The sequence below is a fragment of the Moraxella bovoculi genome (assembly GCF_000988745.2).
Lineage (GTDB): Bacteria > Pseudomonadota > Gammaproteobacteria > Pseudomonadales > Moraxellaceae > Moraxella > Moraxella bovoculi.
The window spans coordinates 506,256-521,721 of sequence record NZ_CP011381.2 but is presented as its reverse complement, the minus strand read 5'-3'; the positions used below and the strand labels follow the sequence as shown (position 1 = coordinate 521,721).

Sequence of the window (15,466 nt, the reverse complement as noted above, 5' to 3'; positions counted from 1 at the left end):
TAAAAACAGCCCGAATAAACGGGCTGTTTTTTATCAGAAATCTGATTAGAAGCGGTAAGTTGCACCAACTTTTACGATTGGGAACCAGTTTGCATAGTCTTTAGCTTCGATGTCACGCTCTGCTTGAGCTGCCAAAGAATCAACGGACATCTCATTCTGACCATTAACATCAGCTGCACGACCTGTTCCGTTTGCAGTGATATTAGCATCTGCTTTGCCTAGATAGGTAGCTCCAACTTCACCAAATATACCCCAGTTATTGCCGATGTTTGGACGGAAGCCAAAGGTCAAATAAGGCGCTAATTTATTGCGGTGCTCAAGGGTACCTTCCAAAGTGCCAACTTCATCTTGGTTATAATCAGTGCCGCCGATACGATAAGTACCATTGCTATTTGGGTTAGCACGTACTTTGATTTCGTTATCAGGGACAATCACACCTGCACCAACCGTAAACCAGTTCGCCGCTGGGCGAAGCTGTACGCCTAAGTATGGGTTAGAAAAATCAGTCTCTACTTGGTAGTTTACGCCATTAGCGTCGAAGTTATCGTTGATGGCTTCTGCGATGTTACCACCAGCCCAACCTGCTTGCAGTTCAACGCGATCGTTGGCAGCCCAAGCGATGTTAGCACCATAGCCTAACGAACCTACTTCTAGGCTCACTGCTGCAGGGTTGGTTGCAGTTTTAAAGAATGTCTTAGTGCCATCCACCAAAGTTGCACCAGTATCGGTCACAATATTTGCCATCGCGCTGGTTGATAGCAGTACAGCTGCACCAAACATTGATAGTTTAAGGGTTTTCATAGATTTCTCCTAAAATACAAACCATGTAAGACTAACTCATTTAACTTACATTTAGCGTGTTGTTTGTTGTGGGCTTATTTAAAACGATTTCAGCGGATTTGTCCAGCGATGTTATTGATGGTTTTGTATAGTTTTGTATAGCTTTGTATGATTTATAACCACTGTTGTACGCAGTCGGGTAACAAAAGCTAAATTACTTACATAAGCTATACAAAGTTCATAATACTCAAGCCTACCGCGATCGCTATCAGAAAATTATATTTTTTATAACCCAATAAGCCTTTGTTTAAAATTCAACCAGTCAAAAAATCTATTCTTAATAATTATCGCCTATATTTCGTACATCATACCAACGTGTCGGACGAATGGTGCGAAGTATTTGTATGGCAAGCGAGTTATTCTCAGCATTGGACTCATCAAAATCATTCATATTAACGCCATCAATATTCAATCGATCATCCGCACTTGGATGCAATAACTGCCAAGACATCACGCCGCTATGGGCATTTACCATCACGCCTGCCGTCCAACCGCCTTGAATGATGGGTGATATCAATGCACTTTGATTATTGATTGGTGCATCATTCTGATTGGAAAGTAACGACGTATCGCGCGAGCACACACCAAATGGCAAACAATAAGTCTGTAGCTGACTTATCGTGTCAGACGGGCAAGTCTTAGGCTGAATCACACTTAACTGATACATACCATGCACGCCGCGCTTAGATGAGCGTTTGGATGTTGGTACAACAACCCCTCCGCCCATAACAGTCACCGCATCATTGCCGTTAATCTGAAGCTTATGATACCAGCCTGCAGAACGTGCGATGGATCTTTGTGATGGTGCGCTTGCAGGACTGATGGGTTCGAGCTGATTTTTTGAGATGGTAGAATAACGCTTACGATTGATCAATCCTTTATCAAAGATGCCATAAACATGATTTGGCTTGCCATCTACGATACTTTGATCATTTGAAGCGATGGTTATCAGCGCAAATCGCCTAGCGTCCATTTGTGCAGCGTAATCGCCAGAGGGGTAAATGCTGACGACGGGTTTTTGATAAAAATGGGTGCGATTTTTATCAAATATCGGCAAGTTGTTATTATTGGCATGAAAGATACGCACTGCTTGCGCATTCATAAAATCAGCACCGACATCAATACGAAAAATTTGCCCGCCCAAATCTGCGGCATAGACATGGTCAAACATACCATCGCGCTGTCGATCCACCAAGGTCAGCTCACCGCCGAAGCTGTGGCGCATGTCTTGAAGATTCAAGCTGTCATTTTGCCATTTGGTTATTTTTTGGCCAGTTAGTGCATCGATAACATAAATGACGGCACCATTCGCGGCAGACTTTTGGCAACTCGCTACATTGTTCTCATAGCAGCCATCCACGCCGCCACCAAAGACAAATACCGCACGGCTCTGATCCGTCTGTTTAATATATCCCAAAGAAATGGGCGCATGAATATAGCTTAGACGATCGAAGCTAGCATTTGGTGCGATGTCATAGAGCACCTTGGGCGAACCGCCTTTGGTGACATCAGTTACATCCAATGCCATCATTCCTGCGGCACTCCGACCAAAACCACCAATTGCAATCAGTCTTGCTTTACCATCCATGCGCACCTCATGCAGCGACCATTGCGCATCCAAACCAAGTTGCGCACCAAGAATTCGGCGAGGCATGTACGCCATGATTTGCCCGCCTGTCGACGCATCCACCATGCGCAGCACGCCCAATGAATCACCATAGATCATTACACCTGTAGGCATATGAATGCTCGGCGGGTAGATAACCGCACCAATCGGTACGGTGGACGAATCAATACCGATAGCGCGCCTGATGTGTTGCAATTCATCATCTGTATAGCCTGCTGGCAGATTGACATTGTTGGGGGACACCTTGATAAGCTTGTTGCTACTTTTATCAGCAGACATCCACAAATGACCATCCGACTTATGCCGCGACAGCATGCCTTTAGCGCCAAATTGATCAAAGTTCGCGCCTGCCGCCCAAAGGTCAGCACTCAAAAATACGGATCCGTTACGATAAATGGGTAGATTATTTCTATCCATAATAACGCCTGATTGGGTTCGATATTTTAGAAGATTGCCCTGTGGACCATATTTTGTAGGATACACTGTAGTGATATAGGCATGATTGTCATGCGTCATCATACTGGTTAGCGACGGAGCGCTCAGACAGGATTCATCCGCCAATACACTTTGGGTGAATAACTGCGCCCAACTCGTTGAGATGCCAAAGATCATTATCAAGACCGCCAAAACAGCCTTAACAAGACGATTATTCATAACCATAATAAAACTCCTGCACCAACATCTGATGCATGACACCTTCATCTATAAGACATCGCTTGACTTGTATCGGCTCGGCAGTACAGCTAGCACCTATCTGTCGCTCAGCTGCAAACGCATGCACCGTAAGATGATAATTAGTCAAATCAACACCATCCACCATCTGCAAATCATCCAATGGCACACCTGATGGCACATGACTAAAATCATCCGCATCGCCCGTATCTGCACGCAAAGACAGCCAAAGCAATACTTGATTATCTTGGCATGTCATGGAAGCAGGCGCTATCACCATTCTAGATGGCACAAAATTACCCTGACCTAACGCTAGGTCATAGCATAAATGTGCAATCACAAGGTTGTCATCGTTTGGTAGATTCTGATGGTAAGAGATGAGCTTATCAAGCATGCCTTGATCGACGGTTAATATCTGTCCATCTTTTACCATCGCCAATGGCGCATCTGCCGCCACAAACAGCTCATTCGCTTTACCTGTGGTAAAAGACAATCGCGCATCATTAAGGCTTTGGCGAATGGCTAGCGCAGAGATACCGACAACCAGCAGCACCGCCACCAGTACAATTAACAGCACAAACCCGCCCTCTTGCCTGCGATACCCATATCTCATGGTGCATCTCCTGCATACTTGACATTTCTTAGGGCGATACTTATCTGATGGAGCTGTCTGTCGTAATTGGCGCCGCCCTCGTTTACATGAACCATCGTGCCAAATACATCAAACGATTGTGTTGGGGCCTCACCATCAGACAATGGCGTTACCGAACGGCTCAGCAGTGCCAGATTGATCGTTACAATCGGTTCTTGTATTTTTGATTTTTGATAATCTGCTATGGTCATCAGGCGAATGCCGTCGGGCATTTGGACGCCCAATTGCACCCACAATCCCTCCACATGACTCGCCATGATTGCACCTTGCCTGCCCAGTCCGTATACGACGTTAGCCTTTTTGGTATCTTTGGCATCAGAGTCAATGATGGCATTAATGTAGCTTGTTGAACTTTGGGAGAATTTACGATCTCTTGTGCTGTCGCGCTTAATACTCTCAGGTGCAAACCGAGCGGCATCACAGCGTAGATTCATCACACCATCATCTGCCTGCACAAAATACCGCTCTATCACCACTTGCCCATCCACCTGCGCCATCTCGCCACCCTTTAGACGCACACGTCTAGGACCTAGCGCAATATCACCCTCGCAGTCCCACATGTCCTGCGGTGCACGATAGATGATGGTAAGCTGTTCAGATGGGATATTGATCCGATTGAGTCGGCCTGCCCTAGATGCGCCTGTCAGATAGCGGTCGATGTTGTTAGGGGTTTCTTGTCTTGAAAGCTGATCTGCATCGATCAGCACGCCCATAGGATTCGGACGATCTAGCACCGAGCCATCAATACCCAACCCAGCTAAGCGCACATTACTAATCATGTTGGGCAGCACAAAGGACTGATGATTAATCTCTTCGGCAGCGCGCTCTTGGCTTATCGCTGTGCGCATGCTTAATATGTATAATTGCCCTGCCATCAATGCAATCACCACACCAATGAATAGCGTCACCATCATCTCAATTAAGGTAAATCCACGCGCATGCTTCATCTAGTACACCACCATGGCCATGCACGTCGCACCTGGGTTGATGCTTCCGTTTGCATTCATACAACCATCAGCGGCAATACGTGCAGGTGTCTCGCCCCACGCTGCGATGAGACATCGCTGATTATCGCATGGTAAGATATTAAGGCGAATGCCGTGCACGGCGGCAGCCTTGGCGATCTGCAATCCTTGATGCCGAATAAACATCTCTTCGCTACAGCTCTTGACATGACATGGCAGGCTCACCGCTAGGATGGATTTTTGATAATGGTTCATCTGATCAATCCCTGTGCCTTGGTTTAAGTGATTGAGCAGTCGCTCGTGCCCATCTCGAGCATCATCTGACACACCTCTTAGCAACTCTGCCTGAGCGCTCATCGCTGATACCGCATGTGCGCGCATGGTAGCACTCTGGCTCTGGTGCAGCGACTTCATTTGCACCATCAAAAATCCAAGTACTACCATAGACAGAATCAATAGCGCCACCAACACCTCAATTAGACTAAAGCCCTTCTGCGCGCGCATCATCCCTCCTTGGTCTGTAGCAGCGACATCTGTGCCGTGCCATGTGCGGCACACACTGCGATGATTCTTGTATCTGGGGAATGTCGCATGATTGTACCTGCAGCCGCTTGAATCGTCGTACCCGTGGTCGCCACGTCATCAAATAATATCAGCTGTCTGACAGGCGGCGCATCATTTAACACAAAAGCATCTTGAATATTGTCAAGTCGCGCCTGCCGATTCAGACCTCGCTGACGATTACTGTCAGCGATACGACCCAAGCCCTGCCAGATCGACAACCCCCAATGGTGCGCCAGCCATTTGGCGAGCACCATCACAGGATAAAAACCACGCTTGACCAAGCGCTTATCGGTGGTCGGCATGGGAACGATGGCGGTGTTCTTGGCATGACAGCCCACGGGTTTTGGCAATTGGCGCAGCGCATGAATCAATATCATTAACGCAGAGAGGCTCTCATGATCTTTAAATTGATTAAGCGCTTGATTGGTAGGATATTGATAATACGTGGCAAAATATAAATGAAAAAATGAAGGATTGCCAGAGACGCCAGTTAATGCTTTTAGACGAACCGGTGGCAGTCGCCATGTCATTAGTTGATGGCAAGTATCACACAACAGGTGGGTATTAGCCATACTTTTGAACAGTTTAAATCTACCAAGCTTAGCGCGATCATCTTTAGATGCATGGCATACATAAGAATAAACAGGTTCATGACATAAGGCACAAAGGCGATGCCATCTTTGCGCCTGTACTGCCAAAAAATAAGGAGGTACGCGCACCAATGTGGTACGCGCAGAGTGATTTAGGCGCCTATTTATAGACCCATCCAGTCGTTTAACATCACACCCACACCGATCGATGTGGCCTCGTGGTTGTAGTCGATCAGCGACTGACCATAACCTTGGAACAGCTGCACATAGCCGCTGATGCCTTTACCGATAGGATGTACGTAGTCTAGCTGTAGCGCACCTTTTCCTGTTTTTGGGTTGTAGCGCGCTGTGCCTGAGATGTTTTTTTTATTATCCAGTTGATAAAGGAATTTTACATCGCCATAGCCGTAGTAATCTAGGATGTCTGGGTTGTCGTCAGGCTGCGCGTCATTGCCCTCTTTTAGGATGCGACCCCATAGACGCGGCATGACAGTCAGCTTGCCCCATTCCATGCCTGCCATCATGTAGGCACGATTCCATGAGCGTGACAACCGCTCCCCTTCGCCATTAGAGTGATGCACCAAGCCACCACCAAGCATTCTTAGACGACCACCAAATGGCAGATCCGCCGATACAGGCTGCGTAACAAATACTTCTGGCTCATAGTCATGGGCGTGGAATGGGCGAGAATTATCCTCATTATAAACCTGCCAGTGCGCCAGGTGGGTATAGCCAAACCATAGGTCTGCATTCGTCCCAAAGACATCCTCCATCATTTTTGATTTTAATGACAATTGGAATTTTAGCTCCAGGGCGCGCTGCTCATTAGGTGTATAATGCCAGGTTTCTTGAGTTGGTGTGCCAGGATGACGGTTTGGCTTGCCATGAAGATACATCGGCAGGATATACACAGGGTTATGTGGGCGTGCACGCCACAGTCCTGCTTCACTGTTTTTGTCCAAATCATAGCTTAGTGACAGCGGTGTATGTTTGCTGGCCAGACGCTGCACTTCGGCTTCATTGATTGCTACATTGGCATTGCTATCAGTCGTGTGCTCAACAGTATCTTGGGCGAATGGCTCAGCGAACACCACTTGGCGCTTACCAGTAATGCTACGGATGGTCTCACCCAATGCGATTGGTTGTTTTTGTTGAAGCACGGCAGGCGTGTTGCCTTTAGCGATCGAATCAAAACACGCCAAACGCGCCGCACCACTGACCACCGCCATACACTCATAAAACAAAGAATCGCCCTCAACACGACTCTTAATCGGCGCATCAATGACGTCGGTCGCCGCAACATCAACAACCTCTGTCGCTACTTCAGGCGTGGCAGTTAGTACGGTTTCAACACCATCGTTAGCAATCGCATTCATCGCAATCAATAGCGTCGCTGCGAGCGCTGTTTTTGTAAAGATATGAGTATTCATAATGATACCTAGTTTTAAAAAATCTTTGATTACGCTTATTCAAAGCGCTCACCTTGATGTTCGATATAGCCACCTTGATGACGACCCGCTGGATCATGATGCGTCCAATGCACCACACCGCCTTTATCGGTGTATTCATATTCACCATAAAACCCCACGTCATCGCCTTTTTTGAGCTTCGCCACTCGCGGTGCAAGGTCGATATTATGCGCAATCAGCACCGTGTGCTTGCTGTCTTCTAGGCGGACGATGAACTTTTGATGGCGAGAACCCTTATTGTCATCAGGCAATATCGCTGCCACACCACCACAGCCTCGCACTTGGACGTCTGAACGCTGCTGATGATAGCTATCGATGATAAGCTGATTATTGCAAAATTGCTGTGCAGATGATTGCTGAGTCTTGGCAGAAATTGACTCAGCGACATGTTGCTTTTGGGTTGGGTTGTCTAATTCACAGCCTGATAGCGTCAATACGCCTAGGACAAATACAGACAACACCTTAGCCATTACATTCATAGGCATGTCATCGTTGGGTAAAATAGGTATATTTTAGCTTGATTTTTATCAGTTTTATATCAAAATTTAAAGATTTTTAACAAATCACTACATTTGAATGTCGATTGACAGTGCTTTATCAAGTAAGATTCGCCCTTTTGGTGTGCGCTGAATGTAGCCTTGCTGAATCAAATAAGGCTCGATCACATCTTCTAGCGTCCCTCTGTCTTCTGCCATCGCCGCAGCAATCGCCTCCACGCCCGCAGGTCTGCCATCGAAGCGATCTTTTAGCATGAGTAAATAGCGTCTATCAAGATGATCAAGTCCTTGCTTGTCCACTGACAGCATGTCTAGCGCTGAACTTGCCATGTACTCGGTTACCAAACCATCGCCCTTCACCTCTGCATAGTCGCGAACACGACGCAGCAGACGATTGGCGATACGAGGCGTGCCACGACTTCGCCGAGCCACCTCGATCGCCCCACCCTTGTCCATGGCAATACCCATCAGTCTCGCCGCACGCTCAACAATGGTCGTCAAATCAGCCACATTATAAAATTCAAGTCGCTGCACGATACCAAATCGATCTCGCAAAGGCGCGGTCAACAGCCCTGCACGCGTGGTCGCTGCCACTAGAGTAAAAGGCGGTAAATCAAGCTTAATCGAACGCGCGGCAGGGCCTTCTCCAATCATGATATCAAGCTGATAATCTTCCATCGCAGGGTATAGTATCTCTTCGATGACAGGACTTAGACGATGAATTTCATCAATGAATAACACATCGCCTTCTTCAAGATTGGTCAGCATCGCCGCCAGATCCCCAGCCCGCTCAAGTACAGGACCTGATGTTGAACGTAGATTACCGCCCATTTCACGCGCGATGATGTTGGCAAGCGTTGTCTTACCCAACCCTGGCGGCCCAAAAATAAGCGTATGATCAAGAGCTTCTTGGCGCTGTCTGGCCGCCGTAATAAAGACCTCCATCTGCTCACGAACCTTAGGTTGTCCGATATAATCAGACAAAGTTGCAGGGCGTATCGCACGATCTAATGCGTCGTCTTTTTTTGGATTGGGGTCGATTAGGCGGTTTTGACTCATTGTGACTCTTGTTCTTAGGGTGTTGTAAAAATAACAAATAGTATAAAGGATTTTTGGTTTTTTGTCGCCACCATTCTTGTCAAGGCATTGTCCGTATCGCACCTTATAGATAAAGTCAAATCTGTCAAATTGTAATCATCTGTTAACGTATAAGACAGATTGTCGCCATGGTGATTATTTTTAAATCACAAAATAATCATAACTTTCAATGATTTATCAATAAATTATTAAAGTTAATATTACCAAATTTACACTCGTGTTGCTAATTTTTGAGGAAATAAACAATAACACAACACTTTCACCAAGGATTTTATATGACTTTTTTGGCGTGAAGATTTATTATATACGCAGCTTAAATTTAGCGTATTTTTTGCATGGTCATCACTAAAGTCTCAAACGCCTTGTCATCGCCATCCATCGCGTGCTCATTCGGCGTTGTTCGTACTCATCTTAATTTGAAGTCAATCATATGCATGATGATGGCTTTGGCGAGCGTGATGAATTTTGCCCACGCCAATCCACGCTTCATGGCGACTCACGGCACGTCTTATCAGTCATCTGAGCCGGATTTGGCGGTGACGCATTATGAGCTTGCTTTGGTGCAGGTGTTGTCTGAGATCTGTCCGCCCATGCTGACTGCCAATCAGCGCATTGCATTTACCCGCGCTTATAACCAACAATTACGCTCATTCATTCCAACATCCGCCAGCCCAAACGACACACTGCGCCGAATGCATTCACAGCGCAATTATCGCAGTGCCCTAAATAGCGTGCGCGCATGGACAGCAAGCTATCCAAAAGCCCAAAATCGCAAATTATGCCTACAGTTCGCTGAAGTTGAATTCTAAATCTATTATTATAAGAAGCCGTCTAAAAGTCGGCTTTTTTATTTGTCAAAATTTTGATAAGATAAGCAAAAAATAATTACATAACAATACTGAGAATCATCATGTCAAATCACACCTTTAATCGTCAATTCCCCCTGACTCGCATGAGACGCCTGCGCGTGTCTGATGGCATTCGAGACATGGTCGCTGAGACACACCTAAAGCCTTGTCATCTCATTGCGCCGCTGTTCGTGATCGAGGGCAAGAACGAACGCCAAAGCATCAAAAGCATGCCTGACGTTGAGCGATTGTCGATTGATCTGACCATAGATTACGTCAAGCAGCTATATAATGAGGGCGTGCGCATGGTGGATATTTTCCCTGTGATTGACCCTGTATTAAAAAGCCCTAATGGCGAAAATGCCTATCACTCAGACACGCTTGCTGTGCGCGCCGTTCGCAAGATTAAAGACGCCTGTCCTGATATGATTGTCATGACCGATGTCGCCCTTGACCCTTATACCACACACGGTCAAGACGGCATCATCGACACCACAGGGTATGTGCTAAATGATGAGACCATAGAAGCTTTGGTCAAACAAACTCTGACTCATGCAGCAGCAGGGGCAGATGTAATCTCGCCAAGCGACATGATGGACGGTCGCATTCGTGCGATGCGTGAGGCACTGGAGTCTGAGGGTCATCACAACACCGCCATCATGGCATACTCTGCCAAATATGCTTCTGCTTATTATGGACCATTCCGTGATGCTGTCGGCAGTGCTGGCAATCTTAAAGGGCATAAAAAAGGCTATCAGATGAACCCTGCCAATCGAAGCGAGGCTCTGCACGAGGTGGCTTTGGACATCAGTGAAGGGGCAGACATGGTGATGGTCAAGCCTGGTCAGCCCTATTTAGATGTCGTGCGTGAGGTCAAGGACAACTTCGGTGTACCGACTTTTGCCTATCAAGTCTCTGGCGAATACGCCATGCACATGGCAGCCATTCAAAACGGCTGGCTGGCTGATAGCGTGATTTTAGAAAGCCTGCTGGGATTTAGGCGTGCAGGTTGTGATGGCATTTTGACTTATTTTGCCCTAAAAGCAGCTCGCATGATGAATGCCTGATTTTCACGATGGGTGCTGATGGCACACCAGCTTTTGCAAGCTGTCTGATTCGTCAGCCCTACTCACTTGATTTATCCTTCGCTGGTCTGAATGAGCCAGACTTATACCCACATCACCTCTACTTTTTTATTTATTAGGAAAGAAACATGACCGCCATCGTGGTATTTTTTGTGATTTTTTTTGCCATTCGTTTGTATTTTTTGAACATCTCCATCAAACATGAAAAGGCTCTCATCAAAAAAGGTGCAACCCAAGTTGGTGAACGCCACTCCAAATTGCTTGCTACTGCACACATCGTTTATTATTTTTCTGCGTTGGTGAGTGCTGTCGTCGCTGGCGTACAGTTTAATGTCATCTCTGCCGTTGGTGCAGTGATGGTAAGCGCTTCTTTGCTTGTGCTTTGGTTCATCATCAAGGCACTTGGCGAGATTTGGACGGTCAAAGTCTACATTTTGCCCAATCACACCATCAACCGCTCATGGTTGTTTCGCACTTTCAAACACCCCAATTATTTTTTGAACATCATACCAGAACTCATTGGCATCGCCCTGCTTTGTCAGGCTTGGTGGGTTTTATTCATCGGCTTGCCCATCTATGGCGTGCTGCTTTTTATTCGTATTCGTCAAGAAGAACTGGCGATGAAGCATCTGTTTTGATTCAGCTGCGAATCACGTAGCTTATCAGTTCACGCTTGTATCACCCCCACGGCCTAGTGCTGATGGGGGATTTTTTAAAGCCTGAGGTTTTCAAAAAAGAACAAACGCATCATGGCGTCTGACACACGGCGGCTTTGTCATGCCAAACCCATCAATCACTGTCATCATGCCAAAAGCTGGGGTGAATGCGTTGATTTTTGTATTTTTGATGTGCTACTTTCTTGGACAAGTGGCATCTTTTTGCCATCAATCAGACCTAGCACCACCCCAAAAATCATGCTAGAATAAACCCGTTAATTTTCACAAAAAATCAGGAAAACTCCATGTCCCAACAAAATGTCTCAAATTAAGACAAAACATAAGATATAGGTGTGTAAGCACCTAATCATTTTCAAAAGGATAAAATATCATGTGGATAAAAAATACACTACCCTTTCTCACACTAGCAACAATAACAACAGTCGCAAATGCTACTCCTATTGACTGGACACCTTACTTGAAAGAGATGCAGAATAGTTGTGATTTTAGAGCTATAGAAACCATGTTCAAACCCACCTATAATGAAATTACCTTAAAACCTAGCTATCCAAGATTGCCAAAATCATTGAGGTCGAGTATTTCTAGCATTTCACAGTATGGGGATTTAAACCTTAAAAATGCTGTAGCTTTTGGACATCCAATCAAAAAAATATCTCCTCCTTTGGCAGTTGGAGATGGATCCGGCATTACTATAGAGTTTGCCAACACTAAATTTTTCGATCTTTTGCCTACCTTTACACTTAGCGATGGCAGGAAAACAGAAAAAGCAGGAACAAAACATTACTGGGTAAATGAAGTAGAGTACCAATACTTTTATAGCGATGACAACCTTGAAAACTTTGATTTTGAAAGCGAAGATCCTATAGATTTTAGAGTGGAAGAAAAAATATTGGCCACTCACGTGCTACCTTACAAAATAGGTGCCGACAGAGAAATACACACGGCTTTTAATCTAGAAAACCGATTAGCTTATCAAGATCAGAGCCCCAATGAGTATCAAATTGAGGACTATTTCTCTGCAGAAACGATTGAAATTAAGAACAAACTCAATAAAAGAGGTTTTTATCAGCACCAAGGAGATTTACTGAAAAAAATCGTCAAAACAAATTTATCTTATACTGACTCTGATAGTGAATCCAGTTCAAGTTACAGAATTGACACTTATATGACCAACCCCACTGGGTATGAAATGTTATTAGGAAACTCCTCTGTGAGTTTAGTATTTAATAAAAAAGCCAAGACCATAACATGCTCAGAATATAACACTGAGGGTGGCGGGATAGACTTACTGAATGACTAGTAACACCATACTCCAAAACCACCATTTACAGGTGGTTTTTTCATTCAATTCTTAACTTTTTTCTCATTTATTAACAAAAAACACTCATCAATCAGACCTGGCACCACCCCAAAAATCATGCTAGAATAAACCCGTTAATTTTCACAAAAAATCAGGAAAACTCCATGTCCCAACAAAATGTCTCAAATCAGGACAAAACACAAGATACCGCATTTCAATCTGACGTTGACGCTCAGCGTTTACAATTTGAACAAAACGCCCTGCATTATCACGAAAACCCTCGCCCAGGTAAAATCTCTGTCACTCCAACCAAACAAATCGCCAACCAGCGCGACCTGGCTCTAGCCTACTCTCCTGGCGTCGCCGTGCCATGTCTTGAGATCGAAAAAGATCCAAAACTTGCCGCTAAATACACCGCTCGCTCTAACTTGGTTGGCGTCATCACCAATGGTACCGCTGTACTTGGCTTGGGCAATATTGGCGCACTGGCATCAAAACCTGTGATGGAAGGTAAGGGCGTACTGTTTAAGAAATTCGCAGGCATTGATGTCTTTGACATCGAAATCAACGAAAACGATCCAGATAAATTCATCGAGACCGTTGCAAGCCTAGAGCCAACCTTTGGCGGTATTAACCTAGAAGACATCAAGGCGCCAGAATGCTTTAAAATTGAGCGCGAACTTCGTAGCCGCATGAACATCCCTGTGTTCCATGACGACCAACATGGCACAGCGATCATCTCAGCAGCTGCTCTACTTAACGCCCTAAAATTAAACGGTAAAAACATCAGCGACATCACGCTGGTCTGTTCAGGGGCAGGCGCAGCAGCCATCTCATGTCTTGATCTGGCAGTCGCTTTGGGCGTACGCAAAGAAAACATCTACGTACTAGACTCAAAAGGCGTCATCACCTCGAGCCGCGAGAACCTGGACGAATCAAAACAACGCTACGCACGCGACACAGATAAGGTCACTTTGGCAGAAGTCATGGTCAATGCAGACGTATTCTTAGGCCTGTCAGGTCCTGGCATCGTCTCTCAAGACATGGTGCGTTCGATGGCACGAGATCCAATCATCTTCGCCCTAGCCAACCCAACCCCAGAGATCATGCCAGAGCTTGCCCACGCGGTACGTTCAGACGTGATCATGGCGACAGGTCGTTCAGATTATCCAAACCAAGTAAATAACGCACTTTGCTTCCCGTACATCTTCCGCGGTGCGCTAGATGTAGGCGCAACAGTTGTGAACGAAGAGATGAAGCTTGCCTGCGTGCACGCCATCGCAGCCATGGCACACACAGAATCTACCGAACTAGAAGATGACGGCAAATCTGCCAAATCATTCGGTCGTGAGTACCTAATCCCTGGTCCGCTAGAGCCAAACCTAATCCTAGAGATCGCCCCTGCCGTTGCAAAAGCGGCGATGGATACAGGCGTTGCGACACTGCCTATCAAAGACTTCGATGCGTATCGTCAGACGCTGTCTGAATTCGTGTACAACACTGCTCTTGCGATGAAGCCGGTATTCAATAAGGCCAAACGCAATCCAAAACGCATCGTCTATGCAGAAGGCGAAGACATCAACGTACTGCGCGCTGTGCAAGTTGTGGTTGATGAGAAGATCGCTACGCCAATTCTTGTTGGTCGTCCTGAGGTTATTAAGCAAGAAATCAATGCACTTGGTCTGCGTCTGATCGACGGTGAGAACATCACCATCATCGATCCGAACAACAACCCACGCTACGAAGAGTACAGTCAGCATCACTACACTACCAACCAGCGCAACGGCATCAGCCTAGAACTGGCTCGTCGTGATGTACGTCGTAAGACAACACTGATCGCATCGTTGATGGTAGAGCTTGGTGACGCTGACGGTCTAATTTGTGGTACGTTTGGTTTCTACCATCTGCATCTAAAATACCTAAACCAAGTCATCGGCAAAAAAGAAGGCATCAGCAACTTCTACGCGATGAGCGCCGTGTTAATGCAAAACCGCAACCTATTCATCGCCGATACCTACATCAATGACGACCCAACCGCAGAAGAGTTGGCTGAGATGACCGTCTTGGCAGCCAAGAGCGTGCGCCGCTTTGGCATCACACCAAAAGTTGCCCTGCTGTCACACTCAAACTTCGGCACGTCAGACCGTGAATCTGCTGTGAAGATGCGTAAAGTTCATGACATCCTAACTCAGATGAATGTTGATTTTGAATTTGATGGCGAAATGCACGGTGACATCGCATTGGATGAACGCATGCGTAAGCAAAGCTATCCATTTAGCTCACTCCAAGGTTCAGCGAACCTGCTGATCCTACCGACGTTAGATGCTGCAAACATTGCTTTCAACCTTCTAAAAACTGCCACAGGTTCGGCCGCACTGGGTCCGATTCTACTAGGCGCAGACAAGCCTGTACACATTCTTACCCCATCAGCCACCGCGCGTCGTATCGTCAACATGACGGCACTGACTGTGAACGATGTTCAAGAAATGCAAGCTTAAGCATACCCATAGACGAAAAGACCTTGCCACACAGGGTCTTTTTTTTGTGTCAAAAAAACAGTACAATCAAACAAATTTCAATGG

The 15,466-nt window shown here is 46.1% G+C and carries 15 protein-coding genes; 6 read left to right on the top strand and 9 right to left on the bottom strand.

The window, feature by feature from the left end:
* Positions 1 to 45 precede the first annotated feature (45 nt).
* The 9 genes from AAX10_RS02445 to ruvB all read right to left on the bottom strand — a co-directional run bounded on the left by AAX10_RS02445 (position 46) and on the right by ruvB (position 8,935).
* Positions 46 to 801: a hypothetical protein gene (locus AAX10_RS02445; RefSeq protein ID WP_046699730.1), complete on the bottom strand. Its 756-nt coding sequence runs from the start codon at positions 799 to 801 to the stop codon at positions 46 to 48.
* Positions 802 to 1,117: 316 nt separating this feature from the next.
* Complete coding sequence (locus AAX10_RS02440; protein WP_046699729.1) at positions 1,118 to 3,127, bottom strand: PilC/PilY family type IV pilus protein; 2,010 nt, start codon at positions 3,125 to 3,127, stop codon at positions 1,118 to 1,120.
* Positions 3,114 to 3,752 carry a hypothetical protein gene (locus tag AAX10_RS02435; RefSeq protein ID WP_046699728.1) on the bottom strand — a complete coding sequence of 213 codons (639 nt, stop codon included), beginning with the start codon at positions 3,750 to 3,752 and terminating at the stop codon, positions 3,114 to 3,116. Before AAX10_RS02435 ends, AAX10_RS02440 begins: the two co-directional genes overlap by 14 nt.
* Complete coding sequence (locus tag AAX10_RS02430) at positions 3,749 to 4,738, bottom strand: PilW family protein (protein ID WP_046699727.1); 990 nt, start codon at positions 4,736 to 4,738, stop codon at positions 3,749 to 3,751. The genes AAX10_RS02435 and AAX10_RS02430 overlap by 4 nt, the downstream gene beginning before the upstream one ends.
* Positions 4,739 to 5,260: a type IV pilus modification PilV family protein gene (locus tag AAX10_RS02425; protein WP_046699726.1), complete on the bottom strand. Its 522-nt coding sequence runs from the start codon at positions 5,258 to 5,260 to the stop codon at positions 4,739 to 4,741.
* Complete coding sequence (locus AAX10_RS02420; RefSeq protein ID WP_149038834.1) at positions 5,260 to 5,892, bottom strand: ComF family protein; 633 nt, start codon at positions 5,890 to 5,892, stop codon at positions 5,260 to 5,262. Before AAX10_RS02420 ends, AAX10_RS02425 begins: the two co-directional genes overlap by 1 nt.
* A gap of 182 nt (positions 5,893 to 6,074) precedes the next feature.
* Positions 6,075 to 7,340 (bottom strand): phospholipase A, encoded by a 1,266-nt coding sequence (locus AAX10_RS02415; RefSeq protein ID WP_080946993.1) that lies wholly within the window; start codon positions 7,338 to 7,340, stop codon positions 6,075 to 6,077.
* A 35-nt stretch (positions 7,341 to 7,375) separates the two neighbouring features.
* A complete protein-coding gene (locus tag AAX10_RS02410) occupies positions 7,376 to 7,858 on the bottom strand; it encodes a DUF3465 domain-containing protein (RefSeq protein WP_420812463.1) in 483 nt (160 codons plus the stop codon).
* 87 nt (positions 7,859 to 7,945) lie between these two features.
* The gene (gene ruvB, locus AAX10_RS02405; RefSeq protein WP_046699725.1) at positions 7,946 to 8,935 is read right to left on the bottom strand and encodes a Holliday junction branch migration DNA helicase RuvB; all 990 of its coding nucleotides are present in this window, start codon (positions 8,933 to 8,935) and stop codon (positions 7,946 to 7,948) included.
* 374 nt (positions 8,936 to 9,309) lie between these two features.
* Here ruvB and AAX10_RS02400 point away from each other — a divergent pair, with 374 nt between their 5' ends.
* From AAX10_RS02400 to AAX10_RS02380, 6 genes are all read left to right on the top strand, one after another.
* Entirely contained in the window at positions 9,310 to 9,783 is a 474-nt protein-coding gene (locus AAX10_RS02400; protein WP_149038833.1) for an MCR_0457 family protein, read from the top strand.
* Between the two features lie 101 nt (positions 9,784 to 9,884).
* Positions 9,885 to 10,889 carry a porphobilinogen synthase gene (gene hemB, locus AAX10_RS02395; RefSeq protein ID WP_036364495.1) on the top strand — a complete coding sequence of 335 codons (1,005 nt, stop codon included), beginning with the start codon at positions 9,885 to 9,887 and terminating at the stop codon, positions 10,887 to 10,889.
* Positions 10,890 to 11,035: 146 nt separating this feature from the next.
* On the top strand, positions 11,036 to 11,545 hold the full coding sequence (locus AAX10_RS02390) for an isoprenylcysteine carboxyl methyltransferase family protein (RefSeq protein ID WP_046699724.1): 510 nt from the start codon (positions 11,036 to 11,038) through the stop codon (positions 11,543 to 11,545).
* A 111-nt stretch (positions 11,546 to 11,656) separates the two neighbouring features.
* Positions 11,657 to 11,833, top strand: coding sequence for a hypothetical protein (locus AAX10_RS10025; protein ID WP_158580284.1), 177 nt, complete (start codon positions 11,657 to 11,659; stop codon positions 11,831 to 11,833).
* A 121-nt stretch (positions 11,834 to 11,954) separates the two neighbouring features.
* Positions 11,955 to 12,884 carry a hypothetical protein gene (locus AAX10_RS02385; protein WP_046699723.1) on the top strand — a complete coding sequence of 310 codons (930 nt, stop codon included), beginning with the start codon at positions 11,955 to 11,957 and terminating at the stop codon, positions 12,882 to 12,884.
* A gap of 164 nt (positions 12,885 to 13,048) precedes the next feature.
* The gene (locus AAX10_RS02380; RefSeq protein WP_046699722.1) at positions 13,049 to 15,382 is read left to right on the top strand and encodes an NADP-dependent malic enzyme; all 2,334 of its coding nucleotides are present in this window, start codon (positions 13,049 to 13,051) and stop codon (positions 15,380 to 15,382) included.
* Positions 15,383 to 15,466 lie beyond the last annotated feature (84 nt).

Excerpts from the sequence above, each read along its gene's own strand:
- AAX10_RS02400 (WP_149038833.1), top strand. The coding sequence starts at position 9,310 with ATGGTCATCACTAAAGTCTCAAACGCCTTGTCATCGCCATCCATCGCG.
- AAX10_RS02445 (WP_046699730.1), bottom strand. The coding sequence starts at position 801 with ATGAAAACCCTTAAACTATCAATGTTTGGTGCAGCTGTACTGCTATCA.
- AAX10_RS10025 (WP_158580284.1), top strand. The coding sequence starts at position 11,657 with ATGGCGTCTGACACACGGCGGCTTTGTCATGCCAAACCCATCAATCAC.
- AAX10_RS02410 (WP_420812463.1), bottom strand. The coding sequence starts at position 7,858 with ATGAATGTAATGGCTAAGGTGTTGTCTGTATTTGTCCTAGGCGTATTG.
- ruvB (WP_046699725.1), bottom strand. The coding sequence starts at position 8,935 with ATGAGTCAAAACCGCCTAATCGACCCCAATCCAAAAAAAGACGACGCA.
- AAX10_RS02385 (WP_046699723.1), top strand. The coding sequence starts at position 11,955 with ATGTGGATAAAAAATACACTACCCTTTCTCACACTAGCAACAATAACA.
- hemB (WP_036364495.1), top strand. The coding sequence starts at position 9,885 with ATGTCAAATCACACCTTTAATCGTCAATTCCCCCTGACTCGCATGAGA.
- AAX10_RS02420 (WP_149038834.1), bottom strand. The coding sequence starts at position 5,892 with ATGGCTAATACCCACCTGTTGTGTGATACTTGCCATCAACTAATGACA.
- AAX10_RS02390 (WP_046699724.1), top strand. The coding sequence starts at position 11,036 with ATGACCGCCATCGTGGTATTTTTTGTGATTTTTTTTGCCATTCGTTTG.
- AAX10_RS02380 (WP_046699722.1), top strand. The coding sequence starts at position 13,049 with ATGTCCCAACAAAATGTCTCAAATCAGGACAAAACACAAGATACCGCA.
- AAX10_RS02435 (WP_046699728.1), bottom strand. The coding sequence starts at position 3,752 with ATGAGATATGGGTATCGCAGGCAAGAGGGCGGGTTTGTGCTGTTAATT.
- AAX10_RS02440 (WP_046699729.1), bottom strand. The coding sequence starts at position 3,127 with ATGGTTATGAATAATCGTCTTGTTAAGGCTGTTTTGGCGGTCTTGATA.
- AAX10_RS02415 (WP_080946993.1), bottom strand. The coding sequence starts at position 7,340 with ATGAATACTCATATCTTTACAAAAACAGCGCTCGCAGCGACGCTATTG.
- AAX10_RS02425 (WP_046699726.1), bottom strand. The coding sequence starts at position 5,260 with ATGCGCGCGCAGAAGGGCTTTAGTCTAATTGAGGTGTTGGTGGCGCTA.
- AAX10_RS02430 (WP_046699727.1), bottom strand. The coding sequence starts at position 4,738 with ATGAAGCATGCGCGTGGATTTACCTTAATTGAGATGATGGTGACGCTA.